Source organism: Streptomyces sp. NPDC002092, from assembly GCF_053593775.1.
Map to the genome: position 1 here is coordinate 40,577 of NZ_JBSFDG010000026.1, position 17,973 is coordinate 58,549.

Below are 17,973 nucleotides of genomic sequence, written 5' to 3' on the forward strand. Positions count from 1 at the left end.
AGAATGATTCCGCTGTCATTCGCCCAACGCCGGATGTGGCTTCTGCACCAGCTGGAACAGGGGGCGGCGACCTACAACATCTCGGCGGCGTTCCGGCTGACCGGAGCGCTGGACGAGCACGCTCTCGGTGCGGCGGTCCACGACCTGGTCGACCGCCACGAGATCCTGCGCACCACGTACGCCACGGACGACGCCGGTGAGCCCTGCTCACGGCTCCTGCCGACGGCCGAGGCCGCGCCGGAACTGCGGGTGGCCGAGGTGGCGCCCGAAGACCTGACCGGCGCGATCGAGGAGGCCGTAGCCCACCAGTTCGACCTGTCGGCCGAACTCCCCTTGCGCGCAAGCCTGTTGCGCTGCTCCCCCCAGGAACATGTGCTGGTCATGGTCGTCCACCACATCGCCTCGGACGGCAGCTCCAGCGCACCGATGATGCGGGACCTGATCCACGCCTACACCGCCCGCAAGGACGGCCGGGCACCGCAGTGGGAGCCGCTGCCCGTGCAGTACAAGGAGTACGCGCAGTGGCAGCGCGAGGTGCTCGGCGACGTCACCGATCCGGACTCCGTCGCCGCGACGCAGGTCGAGTACTGGCGCAAGGAACTGGACGGCGTGCCGCAGCCGCTGACCCTGCCGTTCGACCGCCCGCGGCCCGCGGAGGCGAACTCGCACGGCGACACGATCTCCCTCGCGGTGGCGGCGGACGTGGCGGCCAGGCTGCAGAAGCTCGCCGACGAGCGCGGCGCCAGCATGTCGATGGTCCTGCAGGCCGCGCTCGCGGTGCTGCTGCGCCGGCTCGGCGGCGGCGACGACCTGACGATCGGCAGCCCGATCGCCGGGCGGACCGACGAGGCGCTGGCCGATCTGATCGGGTTCTTCGTCAACACCCAGGTGCTGCGCGCCGACCTGTCCGGCAACCCGACCTTCACCGAGCTGCTCGCGCAGGTGCGGGACAAGGCGCTGACGGCCTACGAGTACCAGGACGTGCCGTTCGACCTGCTGGTCGAGGCCATCAACCCCGAACGCTCCGCCGCCTACCAGCCGCTGTTCCAGGTGATGTTCGCCTGGCAGAGCTACCAGAAGCCGGACCTCGACATCCCCGGCCTCAAGGTGACGTTCGAGCAGGCCATCCCGTCGACCGCCATGGTCGACCTGTTCTTCAGCCTGACCGTGGACGAGTCGGGGGCGCTGCGGGGCGACCTGCAGTACGCGACCCAGCTGTTCGACCGCGACTCGGCCGAGGTGATCGCCGCCCGGCTCGTGAGGGTGCTGGAGCAGCTGGCCGCCGACCCGACGATGCGCATCGGGGACGTCGACGTGCTCGGCGCGGCGGAACGCGAGCACCTGCTGACGGAGGTCAACGCCACCGGCCGCGACATCCCCGAGGCCACCCTGGTCGAGCTGTTCGAACGGCAGGCGGCACAGCGGACGGACGCGGTCGCGGTGACCTGCGACGGCACCACGCTCACCTACGGCGAGCTGAACGCCCGCGCCAACCGGCTCGCGCGGCACCTCGTCGCTCAGGGAGTGGGCCCCGAGTCCCTGGTCGGGATCTGCCTGGAGCGCTCGGCCGAGCTGGTCGTCGCGCTGCTCGCGGTGCTCAAGGCGGGCGGCGCCTATCTGCCGATCGACCCCGACTCCCCGGCCGACCGCATCGCCTACATCGTCCAGGACGCCCAGCCGGTCCTGCTGGTCACCACCAGCACGAACGCCACCGCACAGGACCTGGCCCACGACCTGCCCCTGGTCCACCTCGACCGGGCCGAGGCCTTCGCCGGGCAGTCGGCCGCCGACCTCACCGACGCCGAGCGCCCGGCGGCCCTGCGTCCTGGGCACCCGGCGTACGTCATCTACACCTCCGGGTCGACCGGCCGCCCCAAGGGCGTGCTGATCCCGCACCGCAACGTGGTCGGGCTCTTCACCGCCACCGAGGACTTCGCCTTCGGCGCGGACGACGTGTGGACGCTCTTCCACTCCTACGCCTTCGACTTCTCGGTGTGGGAGCTGTGGGGGCCGCTGCTGTACGGCGGCCGCCTGGTCGTGGTCCCCTACGACGTCTCCCGCTCCCCGGCCGACTTCCTGAAGCTCCTCGCGCGCGAGCGGGTCACCGTCCTCAACCAGACACCCTCGGCCTTCTACCAGCTCGTCCAGGCCGACGCAGAAGCGCCCGGCCAGGAACTGGCGCTGCGGTACGTGGTGTTCGGCGGTGAGGCCCTCGACCTGGGCCGCCTCGCGGACTGGTACGCGCGCCACGCCTGCGACGCGCCGGTGCTGGTGAACATGTACGGCATCACCGAGACCACCGTGCACGTCACCCGCATCGACCTGGACGAGCACTCCGCCGCCCGCTACAAGGCCAGCGTGATCGGCCCGGCCGTCCCGGGTCTGCGCGCCTACGTCCTGGACACGAACCTCAAGCCGACGCCCACCGGCGTCACCGGGGAGCTGTACGTGGCGGGCTACGGCCTGGCCCGCGGCTACCACGGCCGGCCGGGCCTGACCGCGGGACGGTTCGTCGCCTGCCCCTACGGCGAGCCGGGCGAGCGCATGTACCGCAGCGGCGACCTGGTCCGCTGGAGCAGGAACGGCCGACTGGAGTACGTCGGGCGGGCCGACTCCCAGGTGAAGATCCGGGGCTTCCGCATCGAGCTGGGCGAGATCGAGCACGCGCTGGCCGGACACCCGGGCGTGGCGCAGGCGGTGGTCCTGGTGCGCGAGTACCAGGAGGGGGACAAGCGCCTCGTCGGCTATGTGGTGCCCGAGCCCGATGCCACGGTCGACGCCGACGAGCTGTCCGCGTACCTGCACGAGCGGCTGCCGGACTACATGGTGCCGTCCGCGCTGATCTCGCTGGCGGAGATTCCGCTGACCTCGAACGGGAAGCTCGACCGGCGCGCTCTGCCCTCGGAGGACACGAACACCGTGGCCGGCCGGGAGCCGCGCAACGCCTACGAGGAGAAGCTGTGCGCCCTCTTCGGCGAGCTGCTCGGGCGGGAGAACGTCGGTATCGACGACGGCTTCTTCGCGCTCGGCGGCCACTCGCTGCTGGCCACCCGGCTCAGCGTCCAGATCCGCAAGCAGTTCGACATCGACATCCCCATCAGGACGATCATCAAGTACCCCACGGTGGCCGAGCTGGCGGCGCTGATGCTCGCCGGCGGCGTGCCCGCCGACGACGCCGACACCTTCGCGGTCGTGCTGCCCCTGAACAGCGATCCCGGTACGGGCAAGCCGCCGGTGTGGTTCTTCCACGGAGGGGGCGGGCTGGGCTGGGCGTACTACAGCTTCGCGGCTCATCTGCAGGACCGGCCGGCCTACGCCCTGCAGTCCCGCGGCTCCGACGGCGTGGAGCCGCTCGCGGGCTCCGCGCAGGAGATGATCGAGGACTACGTCACCCAGATCCTGAAGATCCAGCCGGAAGGGCCCTTCAACCTGGTCGGCTGGTCCTACGGCGGCACGGTCGTGCAGGCCGTCGCGGACGCGCTCGACCGGCGCGGGCACGAGGTCGCTGTCGTGGCCGTCCTGGACGCCCAGCCCGGGGGCCACGGGTTCAGGCAGGTCCATGCCGACAAGGAGTCGTCGGACTACCGGGCGGAGCTGGAGGACGACTTCGGCCAGTACATCCGCATGGGCAATCGGCAGGGCTTCCTGGACACCATGGCGAAGGTCATGGCCAACAACACGTCGCTCATGATCGATTTCGAGTCGCCGGTCTACCGCGGCGATGTGCTGTATTTCCATGCGGCGCTCGAGGACACGTCGTACGCGCACCTGTGGCGGCCCTACGTCGGAGGTTCGCTGCAGGTCCACGACCTGCACGCGACACACCACGAGATGCATATGCCCGCACCCGTGGCCCAGTTCTTCGAGGTCGTCGGGCCCAGGCTGGCGTAGCGACCGGACCGCTGTGTTGCGGAACTGGTTCAACAAACGATCCAAGCGAAGATGATGGGGGTTGGTCAGGGTGACAAGACCCGGCGTATCCGCGGAACACGGGGAACGGACCACGCTGCTGTGCGTGCCGTTCGCGGGAGCAGGTGCCTCGTTCTTCCACCCGTGGCGGGAGCTGGCCGCCGGCCGGTGGCGCGTGACCTCGGTCGAACTGCCCGGCAGGGAACGGCGGATCCTCGAGACGCCGTACCGCAATGTCGTCGAGGCGGCCAAGGGCTCCGTCGACGACATCGTCGCGGACCTCGGTGCGGGGACGCGGACCGTGCTGTTCGGGCACAGCCTGGGCGCGGTGCTCGCCTACGAGCTGGTGCACCTGCTGAGCGCGCGCGATGTGCACGTCGAGCGGCTGGTCGTCAGTGGTTCGCCGGGGCCGTGGACCCAGCGCGAGCGGCGGGCGGCCGGCCTGCCGGACGAGGAGTTCCTCGCCAGGGTCGAGGAGTTCGCGGGCTTTAGGCACGAGGCCCTCGACCACCCGGAGATGCGTGAACTGATCCTCCCCACCCTGCAGGCCGACTGCGAGATGCACGAGGCCTACGTCCCGAGCACCGACGAACCGGTGTCGGTGCCGATCTGCTCGCTGCGCGGCGACATCGACGGCCTGGTCACCGCGGAGGAGGCCCGGCAGTGGCAGGGCGCGACCACGGCGGAATTCAGCTATGCGGAGCTTCCGGGCGACCACATGTACCTGGTCGACCACGGCCGCCAGGTGCTGGACGTGATCGAAGCGGAGTCCGCCCGCGGCCGCTGACGCGGCGCCGGCCACCGACCGGATGGGCGGCTGTGACCAGCGCAGACGGGGTCGAGCGCCGTGACAGGGGCGTAACAGGCCCGGAGAGGAAAGTGGAAGCATGAGAAGTTCAGCGATTGCAGTTTCAGGGCTGCGCAAGGCATACGGCGACAAGGTCGTGCTCGACGGCGTCGACTTCGATGTCGCCGCAGGGTCGATCTTCTCCCTGCTCGGCCCGAACGGGGCCGGCAAGACGACGACGGTGAACATCCTGACGACGCTGATGACGGCCGACGCCGGAACGGTGCAGGTCGCCGGGCACGATGTGGTGACCGCGACCAAGCAGGTGCGCGCGGCCATCGGCGTGACCGGACAGTTCGCCGCGGTGGACGAGCTGCTGTCGGGCCGGGAGAACCTGCGGCTGGTGGCGGACCTGAAGCGCGTGCGCGCGGCCGACCAGCTGGTCACGCGGCTCCTGGAGCGGTTCGACCTGGTGGAGTCGGCGGACAAGATGGCGGCGACCTACTCCGGCGGCATGCGCCGCAAGCTGGACCTGGCCATGACGCTGGTCGGCAACCCGCAGGTCATCTTCCTGGACGAGCCGACGACGGGTCTCGACCCGCGCAGCCGGCGCACGATGTGGGAGATCGTCCGCGAGCTGGTGGCCGAGGGCACCACGATCTTCCTGACCACCCAGTACCTCGAGGAGGCCGACCAGCTCGCCGACCGGATCGCGGTGCTCAACCAGGGCCGCCTGGTCGCCCAGGGCACCCCCGAGGAGCTCAAGCGCCAGATCCCCGGCACCCACGCCCGGTTCCGCTTCGCCGACATCCACGAACTCGACGCGGCGGCGCGGGTGCTGCCCGGTTCCACGCGGGACGACGAGGAGCTGACACTGCGGGTGCCCAACGACGGTGAGTCGAGGTCGCTGCTGGCCCTGCTGAGCCGGCTCGACGAGAACGCCATCAACGCCCGGGAGTTCTCGGTGCACACACCGGACCTCGACGACGTCTTCCTCGCCCTGACCGACAACACGGTCACCGGCAGCACGCACACCGAGAGCACGATCAAGGAGAAGGAGGCGGTCGCACCGTGAGCAGTGTCGCGACGGCGTTCGGCGACGCGGCGATCATGATGCGCCGCAACTACAAGCACACGACCCGCAATCCGGTCACCGTGTTCAACGCGGTCCTGTTTCCCATCGTGATGATGCTCATGTTCGTCTACGTGTTCGGCGGCGCCTTCAAGGTCCAGGGCGAGTACGTCGACTACGCGGTGCCGGGCCTGATCGTGATGGCCATCACGTACGGGCTGGGGCCGACCGCTGCGGCCGTGAACAGCGACATGACGACGGGCATCACCAACCGGTTCAAGGCCATGGACGTCTCGCACGGCGCCGTGCTGTTCGGTCACGTCGTCTCCACGACGCTGCGCGCCCTGATCGCCGACGCGGCCATCATCGGCGTCGGCTTCGCGATGGGGTTCCGTCCGCACGCGAGCTTCCCGCAGTGGCTCGGCGCGATCGGCCTCATGCTGTTCCTCGGGTTCGCGACCAGCTGGCTCACGGTCGCCATGGGCCTCGGCGCGAAGACCGTGGAATCCGCGGGCATGGCCACCGTGCCGCTGATCATGCTGCCGTTCCTGAGCAGCGCGTTCGTCCCCGCGGACACGATGGGGGCCGGCGTGCGGCAGTTCGCCGAGTACCAGCCCTTCACCCCGATCATCGAGACGCTGCGCGGCCTGCTGTTCGACACCACGCCGTCGACCGGCCACGTCATCGCCGCCGTCGCCTGGTGCGCGGGTCTCACGGTCGTCGGCTATGTGTGGGCGATCGCCAACTTCAAGAAGCGAGTGTGACTTCGCCCCACCGGTTCGCACCACTTCCCCTGCCGCCCCGGCGAAACTCCACTTCGCCGGGGCGGCTTTGTGCGTTCCGCGCCCGGCCGGGGGTATGACAGAGGCTCTCAGGGATTCTCCCTCATTCCAGCGGGCCTCTAACGTCGTTAAACCGAGGCGCTGTCGAATTGTCCTGTCCCGCCGAGGGGAACCTCGTCCGCCGGCGCGCACGGGACACCACCAACCCGCTGGGAACGGACGCGCAGACACGTCACACTCGATTCGGCCATTCGAAGAATTTGTCTCGCCGGCGGGACAGCGCACAGGGCCCCAGTGGTCGTCATGGCGATGACGGTCCGGATACCGGACCGCAAAGGACGCGAGCGGGCATTCCCGGTCGGCGGAGGAAGGAAAGACTGGCAATGGAACGTCAAGCCGCGCCGTCGAGCGCACCGGTGTCACTGGGGCAGGAAATCGCGGATATGTGGGGGGAATACCTCGACTGCCAGATGGGTCCGGAGGATGACTTCTTCGCGTTCGGCGGCAATTCGATAGCCGGAATCAAAATCATCGAGCGGGTGCAGCGGGACTACGGCGTCAAGCTGTCCGTGCGGGACTTCTACCTGGCGCAGACCCCGGCCCGGGTCGCCGAGCTGATAGAGCAGGGGAGGGCGGCGGCGTGAGGTTGACGCCGGGCCCCGGGCGCGACATCGACCTCGACCGCGTCGACCTGTTCGACCTGGACCTCCACGCCTCGGGCGATCCGCACCCGATCTGGGACGTGATGCGGGAGAAGGCGCCCCTGCACCACCAGGTCCTCCCCGACGGCCGGGAGTTCTGGTCGGTGACCCGGTACGAGGACGTCTGCCGCGTGCTCGGCGACCACCGGGAGTTCACCTCGGAGCGCGGCACGACACCCACCCACGTCGGGGTGGACGACCCCGCGGCGGGCAAGCTGCTGACGTCCACCGACCCGCCGCGGCACACCGAGGTCCGCCGGCCGCTCGGCTCGCCGCTCACCGCCCGGGCGGTGAAGTCCTGGGAGGACTCGATCCGCCGGACGATCGTGCGCTTCCTCGAGCCGGCGCTCGACGGTGAGACCTTCGACCTGGCCGAGCGGGCGCTGCTCCTCCCGGCGATGGTCACGGGCCCGCTGCTGGGGATCCCGGAGAAGGACTGGGAGGAACTCGTCCAGCTGACCGCGATGGTGACGGCTCCCTCGGACCCGCACTTCCTGGTGGGCAGCGAGGCCGCGACGCTGGCCATCTCCCACCACGAGCTGGTCAACTACGTCACCGAGTGGGCCAAACGGCGGCGGGCGACCGGCGGCGAGGACGACACCCTGCTCGCCCACCTCATGAACGTCCGCGCCGGCGGCGTGCCGCTGACCGACGAGGAGATCGCCCTCGACGGCTACAGCATTCTCGTGGGTGCCAACGTGACGACTCCGCACACCGTCTCGGGCACGGTGCAGGCGCTCATCGACAGGCCCGAGCAGTTCGAGAAGGCGCAGGCCGATCCGTCGCTGATCCCGAACCTGGTCGAGGAAGGGCTGCGCTGGACCTCGGGCGCATGCAACTTCATGCGGTACGCGGTGGACGACGTCCAGATCGCCGGGGGCACCATCCCGGCCCGTGCGGCGGTCGTCGCGTGGATCGGCTCGGCCAACCGGGACGCGTCCCAGTTCACCGATCCGCACACCTTCGACATCACGCGGAGCAACGCCAAGCGCCACGTCGCGTTCGGGTTCGGGCCGCACTTCTGCATCGGGGCGCCGCTGGCCAGGCTGACCCTGCGCATCTTCTTCGAGGAACTGCTCCAGCGGTTCGGCTCGATCGAACTCGCCGGCGAACCGCAGCATCTGCGGTCGTACTTCATCGCCGGGATGACCCACCTCCCCATCGTCGCCCAGAAACGACACACGCCATGACTTCCGGTACCGCCATCACCGCGTCGCCGTGGTTCGTCCGGCCGCCGTCCGCCGACCACCGCGCGCGGATCTTCTGCTTCCCCTTCTCCGGGTCCGGGGCCTCGGCGTTCAGCGCCTGGCCGGCCGCGCTCGGCGACGTCGAGGTCTGCCCGGTGCAGTTCCCCGGCCGCGAGAACCGGCTGGGCCACCCCCACTACGGCACGTACGAGAAGCTCGCCGCCGACCTGGTCGAGGCCCTGGAGCCGCTGCTCGACCGGCCGTTCGCGTTCTTCGCACACTGCGCTGGTGCGATGCCCGCGTACGAGACCGTGCTCAGGCTCGCCGAGCTCGGCCTGCCCACACCGGACCGCCTGTTCGTGTCGGGCCAGCCGGCCCCGCACGATGCCTCGCGTGACCGGATGCTCACCATGACCGAGTCCGAGCTGCGCGCCGAGGTGGAGTCGTTCGTCCGCAGCCGGGGCATCGAGCCGCGGCCGGACATGGTCGATCTCGGCCTCATGGTGCTGCTGCGCGACACGAAGGCCGCGGCCGCGTACCGGCGGACCGAGGCGGTCGCGGTGGACTGTCCCGTCGTCGTACTGCACTGGCGGGACGACCCGGACGTGGGCCTCGCCGACCTCCAGGGGTGGCGCCGGTACGCGGATTCGGTCGAGTTCCGGGTGGTCGACGGCGGCCACTACGACTTCATGGATGCGCCGGACGAGCTGCAGAAGGCGCTGACCCGTTGGCTGTGAGCACAGGTCAGCCGCCCGTAAGAGCCGTACACCGAGGGAACCGGAAGGAATGCGAATGAGTGGCGCAGCCACCGATATTGCCGTCATCGGGATGTCGTGCCGCTTTCCCGGTGTGCACAACCTGGCCGAGTTCTGGCGCCTGCTGCTCGACGGGAAGTCGACCATCGGAACGTTCCCCGAGCAGCGGGCCGCCGACGCGAACTCGAAGCACGGGTCCCACCCGGACGCCGCCACCTTGAACTCGGGTTCGTTCTTCGCCTCCGTCGACGGGTTCGACGCCGACTTCTTCGGGGCGGGGCCGGCGGAAGCCGCCGCCATGGATCCCGTGCAGCGGCTGGGCCTGGAGCTGGCCTGGGAGGCCGTCGAGGACGCCCGCGTCCCGGCGAGCGCGCTCGCGGGCCGCGAGGTCGACGTCGTGGTCGGCGCCGCGCCCTCCGGGTACGACCTGCTGCGCAAGCTGTCCGGCAGCGACCAGGACGACTACTACGCCGCGCTCGGCTCCAGCGGTGCGCTGATCGCGAACCGCATCTCGAGCCTGTTCGACGTGCGCGGCATGAGCTTCTGCGCGGACTCGGGCCAGTCCTCCTCCCTCGTGTCGCTGGCGCTGACGTGCGAACGGATACGGTCCGGCGCGGTCGACATGGCGATCGCCGGCGGCGTGCACCTGGTGGCCGATCCGGAAGCGGGAGCCGGCCTGGCCAATCTGGGCGCCCTGTCGCCCGACGGCCGCTGCTTCCCCTTCGACGAGCGGGCCAACGGCTTCATCAGGGGAGAGGGCGGGGCGTTCGTCCTGCTGAAGCGGCTCGACCTCGCCGTCGCCGACGGTGATCACATCTACGCGGTGGTGCGCGGCTGGGGTGTCAGCAGCGGCGGAGCGACCAGCCGGATGCCGGACCCCAGCCCCACCGGGCAGGCGGCCACCGTGCTGTCCGCTCTGCGGCGCGCGGGCGTCCCGTTCGACGGCGTCGACTACGTCGAGGCCCACGGCACCGGCACCCGGCTCGGCGACCCGGCCGAGATATCCGGTCTGCGCGAGGTGTTCCGGGAAACCGGCCGCGGCCGGCCCCTGGCGATCGGCTCGGCGAAGGCGAATGTCGGGCACCTGGAACCGGCCGCGGGGATCGTCGGCTTCGTGAAGGCCGCGCTCTGCGTGGATCGCGCCCACCTGGTCCCGAATCCGGGCTTCCGCTCGCCGAACCCCGCCATCCCGGACTTCCACGAGGACTTCGAGGTCCTGCGTACCGCGCGGCCCTGGCCGGGCGAGCCGGGCCGGCCGCGACGGGCCGGGGTGTCGTCGGTCGGGATGGGCGGCACCAACGCGCACGTGATCCTCGAACAGGCCCCCGAGGAGCGGACCGAACCGCCCGCCGCGGACGAGGACTTGACCTTTGCAGGCGTCTTCGGGGCGGTGCCGTGGGTGCTGTCGGCCCGCTCGGAGCCGGCCCTGCGGGAGCAGGCGGCGCGGTTGCGGGAGCTGGTGGCCGCCGACGTGTCGCTGTCGGCGACCGACGTGGGCCATTCGCTGGTGTCGACGCGGTCGTCGTTCGAGCACCGGGCGGTGGTGCTGAGCGGTGACCGCGAGGAGGCGCTGGCCGGCCTCGACCTGGTGGCGGCGGGCGGTGCCGCGGCGCGGGTGGTGCGCGGCGTGGCCACCGGGCCCGCGGGTCCGGTCGTCTTCGTGTTCCCCGGCCAGGGCTCGCAGTGGCTGGGCATGGGCAAGCAGCTGTACGCCGAGTCGGAGGTTTTCGCGCGCGCGATCGACGACTGTGCGCGCGCTCTGGACCCGTGGCTGGACTGGTCCCTGCTGGACCTGGTGACCGGCGCGGACTCGGCGCCCTCGCTGGAGCGCGGCGACGCCGTGGTCCAGCCGGCGCTGTTCGCGCTGATGGTGTCCCTGGCGCGGCTGTGGCGGTCGCTGGGCGTGGTACCCGACGCGGTGGTGGGGCACTCGCAGGGAGAGATCGCCGCGGCCTGCGCGTCGGGTGCGCTCAGCCTGGAGGACGCGGCGCGGGTCGTCGCCCTGCGCAGCCGGGCACTGACCGCGCTGGCCGGCCTGGGCGGGCTGAACGCGGTGGCCGCGCCCCTGAACTGGGTCGAGGACCGGCTGGGGCGGTGGTCCGGACGGCTGTCCGTGGCCGCGGTCAACGGACCGGCCTCCGTGGTGATCGCCGGGGACCTCGAGGCACTTCAGGAGTTCGCCGCGCTGGCGGCCCGTGACGGTGTCCGGGTGCGCCGGGTCAGGATCGAGTACGCGTCCCACTCGCACCAGGTCGAACGCATCCGTGATCAGGTGCTCGAGGCCGCCGCGGGGGTCACGCCGAGAAGGACGGCGGTGGAGTTCCACTCCACGGTCACCGCAGGGCTGCTCGACACCCGCGCGCTCGACGCGTCGTACTGGTACGACAACCTGCGCTCGACGGTGCGTTTCGGTGAGGTCGTCGAGAACCTGATGCGTACGCGCGGCGGCGTGTTCGTGGAGGTCAGCCCGCATCCCGTGCTCCAGGTGGCGATGGAGGAGGCCGCCGACGCCCTGGCGAGTCCGCCCACGGTGGTCAGCACCCTGAGCAAGCACGACGGGAGCCTGGGCAAGGTCCTGGCGTCGCTGGCCGAGCTGCACGTGCACGGTGTGCCGGTGGACTGGCAGGCGGTGTTCGCGGCCGGCCGGCCGCGCCGGATCGACCTGCCGACCTACCCGTTCCAGCGGCAGCGCCACTGGCTGACGGCACCCGCCGGCACCGACACCGTGGACGGCCCCGACGGGCAGGCGGACGGACCGCTCGCGCGCTGTGGGGCGGCGGAGCTGGACTCGCCATCGGCGGTCCGCGCGCTCGTGTGCGCCGAAACGGCGGCGCTGCTGGGCATGAAGGGCGCGGGTACGACGGCCGCCGGTCTCGAGGCGCGGTCGACCGAGACCTTCAAGGCTCTGGGCTTCGACTCCTCGATGGCGGTGGAACTGCGCAACCGGCTGGGCGCGATGGCCTCGGTGCGGCTCCCGGCCACCGTCGCGTTCACCTACCCCACTCCGCAGACGCTCGCCGACCACCTCTTCTCCCTGCTCGAACCCGAGGCTCCCGAGGCGCCCGCAGCTCCCGGAACGGTGGAGGAGACGGGTCTGGAGAGCCGCAGCGATGACGATCTCTACGCGTTGATCGAACGCGGTTACGCATAGCCACACCGTTCTTCTAAACAACCTTTGGGGGAGGCCCTGGTGGAGGATGTCGACAAGCTCCGGTCCTACTTGCGACGCGCCGTCGGTGACGCGCAGGAACTGCGCGAGCGCGTGCGCGAGCTGGAGGAGTCCGCGCGCGAGCCCATCGCTGTCGTGGGTGTGGGGTGTCGCTTCCCGGGCGGGGTGACCTCCCCCGAAGGTCTGTGGTCGGTCGTGTCCGACGGCGTGGACGCGATGGGCGACTTCCCGCTGGACCGCGGGTGGGACGTGGAGGCCCTGTACGACCCGGACCCCGAGGCGCACGGCAAGACGTACACGCGCACGGGCGGATTCCTCCCCGAACTCCCGGACTTCGACGCGCAGTTCTTCGGCATCAGCCCGCGCGAGGCGCTGGCGATGGACCCGCAGCAGCGGTTGATGCTGGAGACGTCGTGGGAAGCGCTGGAACGGGCGGGTATCGACCCGGCCGGGCTGCGGGGTTCGGCGACCGGGGTGTTCACCGGGATCTACGGCGTCGACTACGGCCCACGGGTGGGCGGCGGGGCAGCCGGCGAAGTGGAGGGGTTCCAGCTCACCGGGACCTACCTCAGCGTGGCCTCGGGCCGGGTGGCGTACGTGCTGGGTCTTCAGGGCCCGGCGGTGTCGACCGACACCGCGTGCTCGGCGTCGCTCGTCGCCGTCCACCAGGCCGTGCGGTCCCTGCGGTCCGGGGAGTGCGCGCTGGCGCTGGCCGGCGGGGTGGCGGCGCTGCCGACGCCGGGGATGTTCGTGGAACTCGCCCGGCAGCGGGGTCTGTCGGCCGACGGGCGGTGCAAGGCGTTCGCGGACGCGGCGGACGGCACCGGCTTCTCCGAGGGCGCGGGCGTGCTGGTCCTGGAGCGGCTCTCGGACGCGCGCCGCAACGGACACCGGATCTGGGCGGTGATCCGCGGTTCGGCGATCAACCAGGACGGGGCGTCCAACGGGCTGAGCGCGCCGAACCCACTGGCGCAGCAGCGTGTCATCCGGGCCGCCCTGGCCGATGCCGGCCTGTCGGCCGACGAGGTGGACGCGGTGGAGGCGCACGGCACCGGCACCAGGCTGGGCGACCCCATGGAGGCGGAGGCCCTGCTGGCCACCTACGGGCAGGGCCGGGACCCCGAAAGCCCGCTGTGGCTGGGGTCGTTGAAGTCGAACATCGGCCACACGCAGGCGGCCGCGGGCGTCGGCGGCATGATCAAGATGATCATGGCGATGCGGCACGGGGTGCTGCCGAGGACGCTGCACGTGGACCGTCCCTCGACCCACGTGGACTGGTCGGCCGGTGCGGTGGAGCTGCTGACCGAGGCCAGGGACTGGACCACGGCAGCGGGCCGGCCCCGGCGCGCGGGCGTGTCGTCCTTCGGTATCAGCGGCACCAACGCCCACCTGATCCTCGAGCAGGCGCCCGAGACCCCGGAGCAGGACCGGGTACCGGCTCCCGAGGCCGCGGACTCCACCACCGGCCGGGTGTCCACCGGCGCCCCCGCGGCGGTGCCGTGGGTGCTGTCGGCGCGGTCGGAGCAGGCGCTGCGGGAGCAGGCGCGCAGGCTGCGGGACAGCGTGGCCGCGGACGAGGACCTGCCGGTCGAGGCCGTGGGACACGCGCTGGTGACGACGCGATCGCTGCTGGAGCACCGCCAGGTGGTGATCGGCGCCGACCGCGACGAACTGCTCGCCGCCCTGGGCGCCGTCGCCGCGGGTGACGAACCCGGCCCCGCCGCCGCGGTGTCCGGAGTCGCGAAGCCGGTGGGCCCGACGGTGTTCGTCTTCCCGGGCCAGGGGGCGCAGTGGATCGCCATGGGCCGGGAGCTGTGGGAGACCTCCCCGGTCTTCGCCGAGGAACTGCGCGCGTGCGCACGGGCGCTGGAGCCGTGGGTGTCCTGGTCGTTGATCGACACCGTGTGCGGCGGGCCCGGGACGGCGGACCTGGAGGACATCGACGTCGTCCAGCCGGTGCTGTTCGCGGTGATGGTGTCGCTGGCCAAGGTATGGCGTTCGCTGGGCGTGACACCGGATGTGGTGATCGGCCACTCCCAGGGCGAGATCGCCGCGGCCTACGTCGCGGGCGCCCTGACCCTCGAGGACGCGGCCAAGATCGTGGCCCTGCGGTCCCGGCTCCTGGCCACGGTCACCGGGCAGGGCACCATGGCCGGGATCCTGCTGCCCGAACAGCGTGTCAGGGAACTGACAGAGCGGTGGGGGAACCGGCTCGGGATCGCCGCAGTGAACGGACGGAACTCGACGACGGTGTCGGGTGAGACCGAGGCCGTCGAGGAACTGGTCGCGGCCTGCCAGGCCGAGGGCGCCCGCGCGCGACTGATCAAGTCCAGCGTGCCCGGGCACTCGCCGCTCATGGACCGGTTCGACGGCCGGCTCCAGGAGGAGCTGGGCCGGATCACCCCCATGCCCTCGCCGGTGGCGATCTACTCGACGGTGACCGGTGGCCTGATCGACCCCCTGCGGCTCGACACCGACTACTGGTACCGCAACCTGCGCGAACCGGTCCAGTTCGCGGCCGCCATGGGGCGCCTGATCGAACAGGAGCGGGGCAGCGCGGTCATCGAGCTGAGCCCGCACCCGCTGCTCGTGATGAACATCCAGGAGATGTTCGACACCACCCCCGGTGCCACCGGGTTCGTGGTGGGTTCGCTGCGCCGCGACGAGGGCGGCCTGGGGCGGCTGTACCAGTCGGTGGCCGAGGCCTTCGTGGCGGGCGTCGCCGTGTCGTGGCAGACGGCGTTCCCGGGCCGGGACGGCCGGTGGGTCGAACTGCCCACGTACGCCTTCCAGCGGCAGCGCTACTGGCTGGACGCACCCACCGAGTCCACCACCGCGAGCACGTCCGACCACCCGCTGCTCGATGCCGTGATCGATCTGCCCGACGACGGCGAGCGCGGTGGGGTCGTGGGCAGCGGGCGCCTGTCGCTGGAGCGCCACCCGTGGCTCGCCGACCACGTGGTCCACGGCGCCGTCCTGGTGCCGGCGACGGTGCTGGCGGAGCTGGCGCAGTGGGCGGCGCACAAGGCCGGATGCGACGTCGTCGACGAACTCACCCTCGAAACCCCGCTGGTGCTGTCCCGGACGGCCGAGCGCGAGATCCGCGTCGTGGTCGACGGCAAGCGTGTGATCAGCGTGCACTCACGCGGCGAGGGCGAACCCGAGTGGACGCGCAACGCCGTCGGGACCGTCGGATCCGACACCGCGGGAGGCCACGCGCCCGAAGGCCTCGTCGCGTGGCCTCCCGCGGGCGCCGTGACCGTGGCCGTCGAGGACGAGTACGCCAGGCTGTCCGCCCTCGGTTTCAGCCACGGGCCCCTGTTCCGAGGCCTGCGGCAGGTGTGGCGCCAGGGCGACACCCTGTTCGCGGAGGTGGAGCTGCCCGCGTCCGACGGTGCGGACCAGGGCCGGTTCCGGATCCACCCGGCACTGCTGCACGCCGCACTGCTCCCGGTCGGCCTGGGGCGGTTCGTCGACGACTCCCGGTCCGAGGGCTGGCTGCCGCTGCGCTGCACGGGCATCCGCGTCGACTCCGCCCGGCCGACCGCGCTGCGCGTCCGTCTCGCCCCCGTGGGCGAGAACACGCTGTCCGTGACCCTCGCGGACCAGAACGGGGCACCCGTCGGCGGCATCGCATCGCTGACCCTGCGGCCCGTGGACGTCCAGCAGCTGACCGAGCTGAGCTTCGACCACCAGGACTCGCTGTTCCAGGTGGACTGGGTCCCCGTCACCGTCGCGTCCGCTCCGGCCGTGGACCGGTACGCGGTGGTGGGCGGATCCGACGAGATCACCGCATCCCTGGGCCAGGGCCGGGAGGTCTTCACCGACCTCGACGAACTCGCCGCTCCGGGCGGGGAGATACCCCCGGTGGTCATCGCCGGCATCGAGCGTGCGGACGGCGCCGACACACCCGCCGACGTCGAGCGCAACCTTCACCGTGTGCTGCGCTGGACGCAGACCTGGCTCCGCGACGAACGGTTCGGCGACTCCCGCCTGGTCGTCGTGACGCGGGACGCGTTCCACGACGAGCAGGTGCCACACCCCGACCCCGCGGCCGCCGCGATCTGGGGATTCCTGCGTACCGCGCAGACCGAGAACCCGGGCCGGTTCACGCTCGTGGACACGGACGACCGGGCCGCCTCGTGGGCCCTGGTCCCGGCCGCGGCAGCCACCGGGGAGGCCCAGCTCAAGATCCGGGCCGGCCGTGTGACCACACCCCAACTGGTCCACGCCACGGGCACGTCCGACAGGGCACCGGACGCTCTGGGCTCCGGTTCGGTGCTGATCACCGGCGGTACCGGCGGCCTGGGCGCCATGCTGGCCCGGCACCTCGTCGAACGGCACGGGGTGCGCCGCCTGGTGCTGACCAGCAGGCGCGGGGCGGGAGCCCCGGCGGCGGCCGCGCTGCGCGAGGAGCTGACCGCGGCCGGGGCGCACATCGACATCGTGGCCTGCGACGTGACGAGCCGCGAGTCCGTCGCCGAACTGATCGCCGCCGTGCCGTCCGAGCACCCGCTGACCGCGGTGATCCACTGTGCGGGCGCGCTGGACGACGGCGTCGTGGAGGCCCTGACCGAGGACCGCCTGGACGCGGTCCTCGCGCCGAAGGTGCGCGGAGCCTGGAATCTGCACGAGCTGACCCGGCACCTGGACCTGTCCGCGTTCGTGCTGTTCTCCTCGATCGCGAGCGTGCTCGGCTTCGCGGGACAGGCCAACTACGCGGCGGCCAACGCCTTCCTCAACGGCCTCGCGCAGGCGCGCCGGGCCGAGGGACTGGCGGCCGGTGCACTGGGCTGGGGCTTCTGGGCGGAGCGCAGCGAGATGAGCGCCGACCTCACCGACGCGGACGTGGCCCGTATGCAGCAGCAGGGCGTGCAGCCGCTGTCGTCGCAGGAGGGGCTCGCGCTGTTCGACTCGGCGGTCTCGGTGGACGAGCCGGTGCTCGTGCCGGTGCGGCTGAACCTGACGACGCTCGGCCCGATGGCCTCGCCGCTCCTGCGCACCCTGGCCGGGACACCGGCCGGACCCGGCGCCCGGGCGAGCGGGGAGTCCACCGGCGTCGCACTCGCCGAGCGGCTGAGGTCGCTGCCGCCGGCCGAGGCGGAGGCGGCGCTGCTCGATGCCGTACGGGCGCAGACCGCGCTCGTCCTCGGGCACCCCGACACCGGGCGGATCGGTCCCGCCGCGACGTTCAAGGAACTCGGGATCGACTCGCTCACAGCCCTGGAGCTGCGCAACAAGCTCGTGGCGGTGACCGGCCTGAAGCTGCCCGCCACGCTCGTGTTCGACCACCCGAACCCGGCCGCCGTCGCCCGGTTCCTGGTCGCGGGCATCACTGCCGACTCCGCTGCCGGCCCGCAGTCCCCGGCCGATCACCTGGTCAAGGACATCGAAGGACTGGGCGCCCGGCTGGAGGACGCGTTCCTCCGGCTCGCGGAGGAGGACAAGACCACCATTTCCACTCTGCTCGGCGAGCTGCAGGGCCGAGTCCGTTCGATGGTGAGCGCCGCAGAACCGGCCGGCATCGTCGACCAGATCGGTTCGGCCTCAGCGGGAGAACTCCTCGCGCTGCTGGACAAAGAGCTCGGCTAGGGGAAAGCGATGACCAACG

At 71.5% G+C, this 17,973-nt stretch carries 8 protein-coding genes and 1 pseudogene; all 9 read left to right on the forward strand.

Going from position 1 to position 17,973, the window contains the following annotated elements:
• The first annotated feature begins 3 nt into the window (after nt 1-3).
• Nucleotides 4-3,891 carry a non-ribosomal peptide synthetase gene (locus ACWCRD_RS40075; protein WP_450970606.1) on the forward strand — a complete coding sequence of 1,296 codons (3,888 nt, stop codon included), beginning with the start codon at nt 4-6 and terminating at the stop codon, nt 3,889-3,891.
• Nucleotides 3,892-4,006: 115 nt separating this feature from the next.
• Nucleotides 4,007-4,696, forward strand: a complete 690-nt coding sequence (locus ACWCRD_RS40080) for a thioesterase II family protein (protein ID WP_450970633.1) — start codon at nt 4,007-4,009, stop codon at nt 4,694-4,696.
• A gap of 100 nt (nt 4,697-4,796) precedes the next feature.
• Complete coding sequence (locus ACWCRD_RS40085) at nt 4,797-5,771, forward strand: ATP-binding cassette domain-containing protein (RefSeq protein WP_450970607.1); 975 nt, start codon at nt 4,797-4,799, stop codon at nt 5,769-5,771.
• Complete coding sequence (locus tag ACWCRD_RS40090) at nt 5,768-6,532, forward strand: ABC transporter permease (protein WP_398963375.1); 765 nt, start codon at nt 5,768-5,770, stop codon at nt 6,530-6,532. The genes ACWCRD_RS40085 and ACWCRD_RS40090 overlap by 4 nt, the downstream gene beginning before the upstream one ends.
• 401 nt (nt 6,533-6,933) lie before the next feature.
• The gene (locus ACWCRD_RS40095; RefSeq protein ID WP_398963378.1) at nt 6,934-7,194 is read left to right on the forward strand and encodes an acyl carrier protein; all 261 of its coding nucleotides are present in this window, start codon (nt 6,934-6,936) and stop codon (nt 7,192-7,194) included.
• Nucleotides 7,191-8,441 carry a cytochrome P450 gene (locus ACWCRD_RS40100; RefSeq protein ID WP_450970608.1) on the forward strand — a complete coding sequence of 417 codons (1,251 nt, stop codon included), beginning with the start codon at nt 7,191-7,193 and terminating at the stop codon, nt 8,439-8,441. Before ACWCRD_RS40095 ends, ACWCRD_RS40100 begins: the two co-directional genes overlap by 4 nt.
• Nucleotides 8,438-9,175, forward strand: coding sequence for a thioesterase II family protein (locus ACWCRD_RS40105; protein WP_450970609.1), 738 nt, complete (start codon nt 8,438-8,440; stop codon nt 9,173-9,175). The genes ACWCRD_RS40100 and ACWCRD_RS40105 overlap by 4 nt, the downstream gene beginning before the upstream one ends.
• A gap of 55 nt (nt 9,176-9,230) precedes the next feature.
• Entirely contained in the window at nt 9,231-12,344 is a 3,114-nt protein-coding gene (locus ACWCRD_RS40110) for a type I polyketide synthase (protein WP_450970610.1), read from the forward strand.
• 51 nt (nt 12,345-12,395) lie between these two features.
• A pseudogene (locus ACWCRD_RS40115) lies at nt 12,396-17,954 on the forward strand (SDR family NAD(P)-dependent oxidoreductase); the annotation flags it as partial.
• Nucleotides 17,955-17,973: the final 19 nt, after the last annotated feature.

Excerpts from the sequence above, each read along its gene's own strand:
- ACWCRD_RS40110 (WP_450970610.1), top strand. The coding sequence starts at position 9,231 with ATGAGTGGCGCAGCCACCGATATTGCCGTCATCGGGATGTCGTGCCGC.
- ACWCRD_RS40075 (WP_450970606.1), top strand. The coding sequence starts at position 4 with ATGATTCCGCTGTCATTCGCCCAACGCCGGATGTGGCTTCTGCACCAG.
- ACWCRD_RS40085 (WP_450970607.1), top strand. The coding sequence starts at position 4,797 with ATGAGAAGTTCAGCGATTGCAGTTTCAGGGCTGCGCAAGGCATACGGC.
- ACWCRD_RS40105 (WP_450970609.1), top strand. The coding sequence starts at position 8,438 with ATGACTTCCGGTACCGCCATCACCGCGTCGCCGTGGTTCGTCCGGCCG.
- ACWCRD_RS40095 (WP_398963378.1), top strand. The coding sequence starts at position 6,934 with ATGGAACGTCAAGCCGCGCCGTCGAGCGCACCGGTGTCACTGGGGCAG.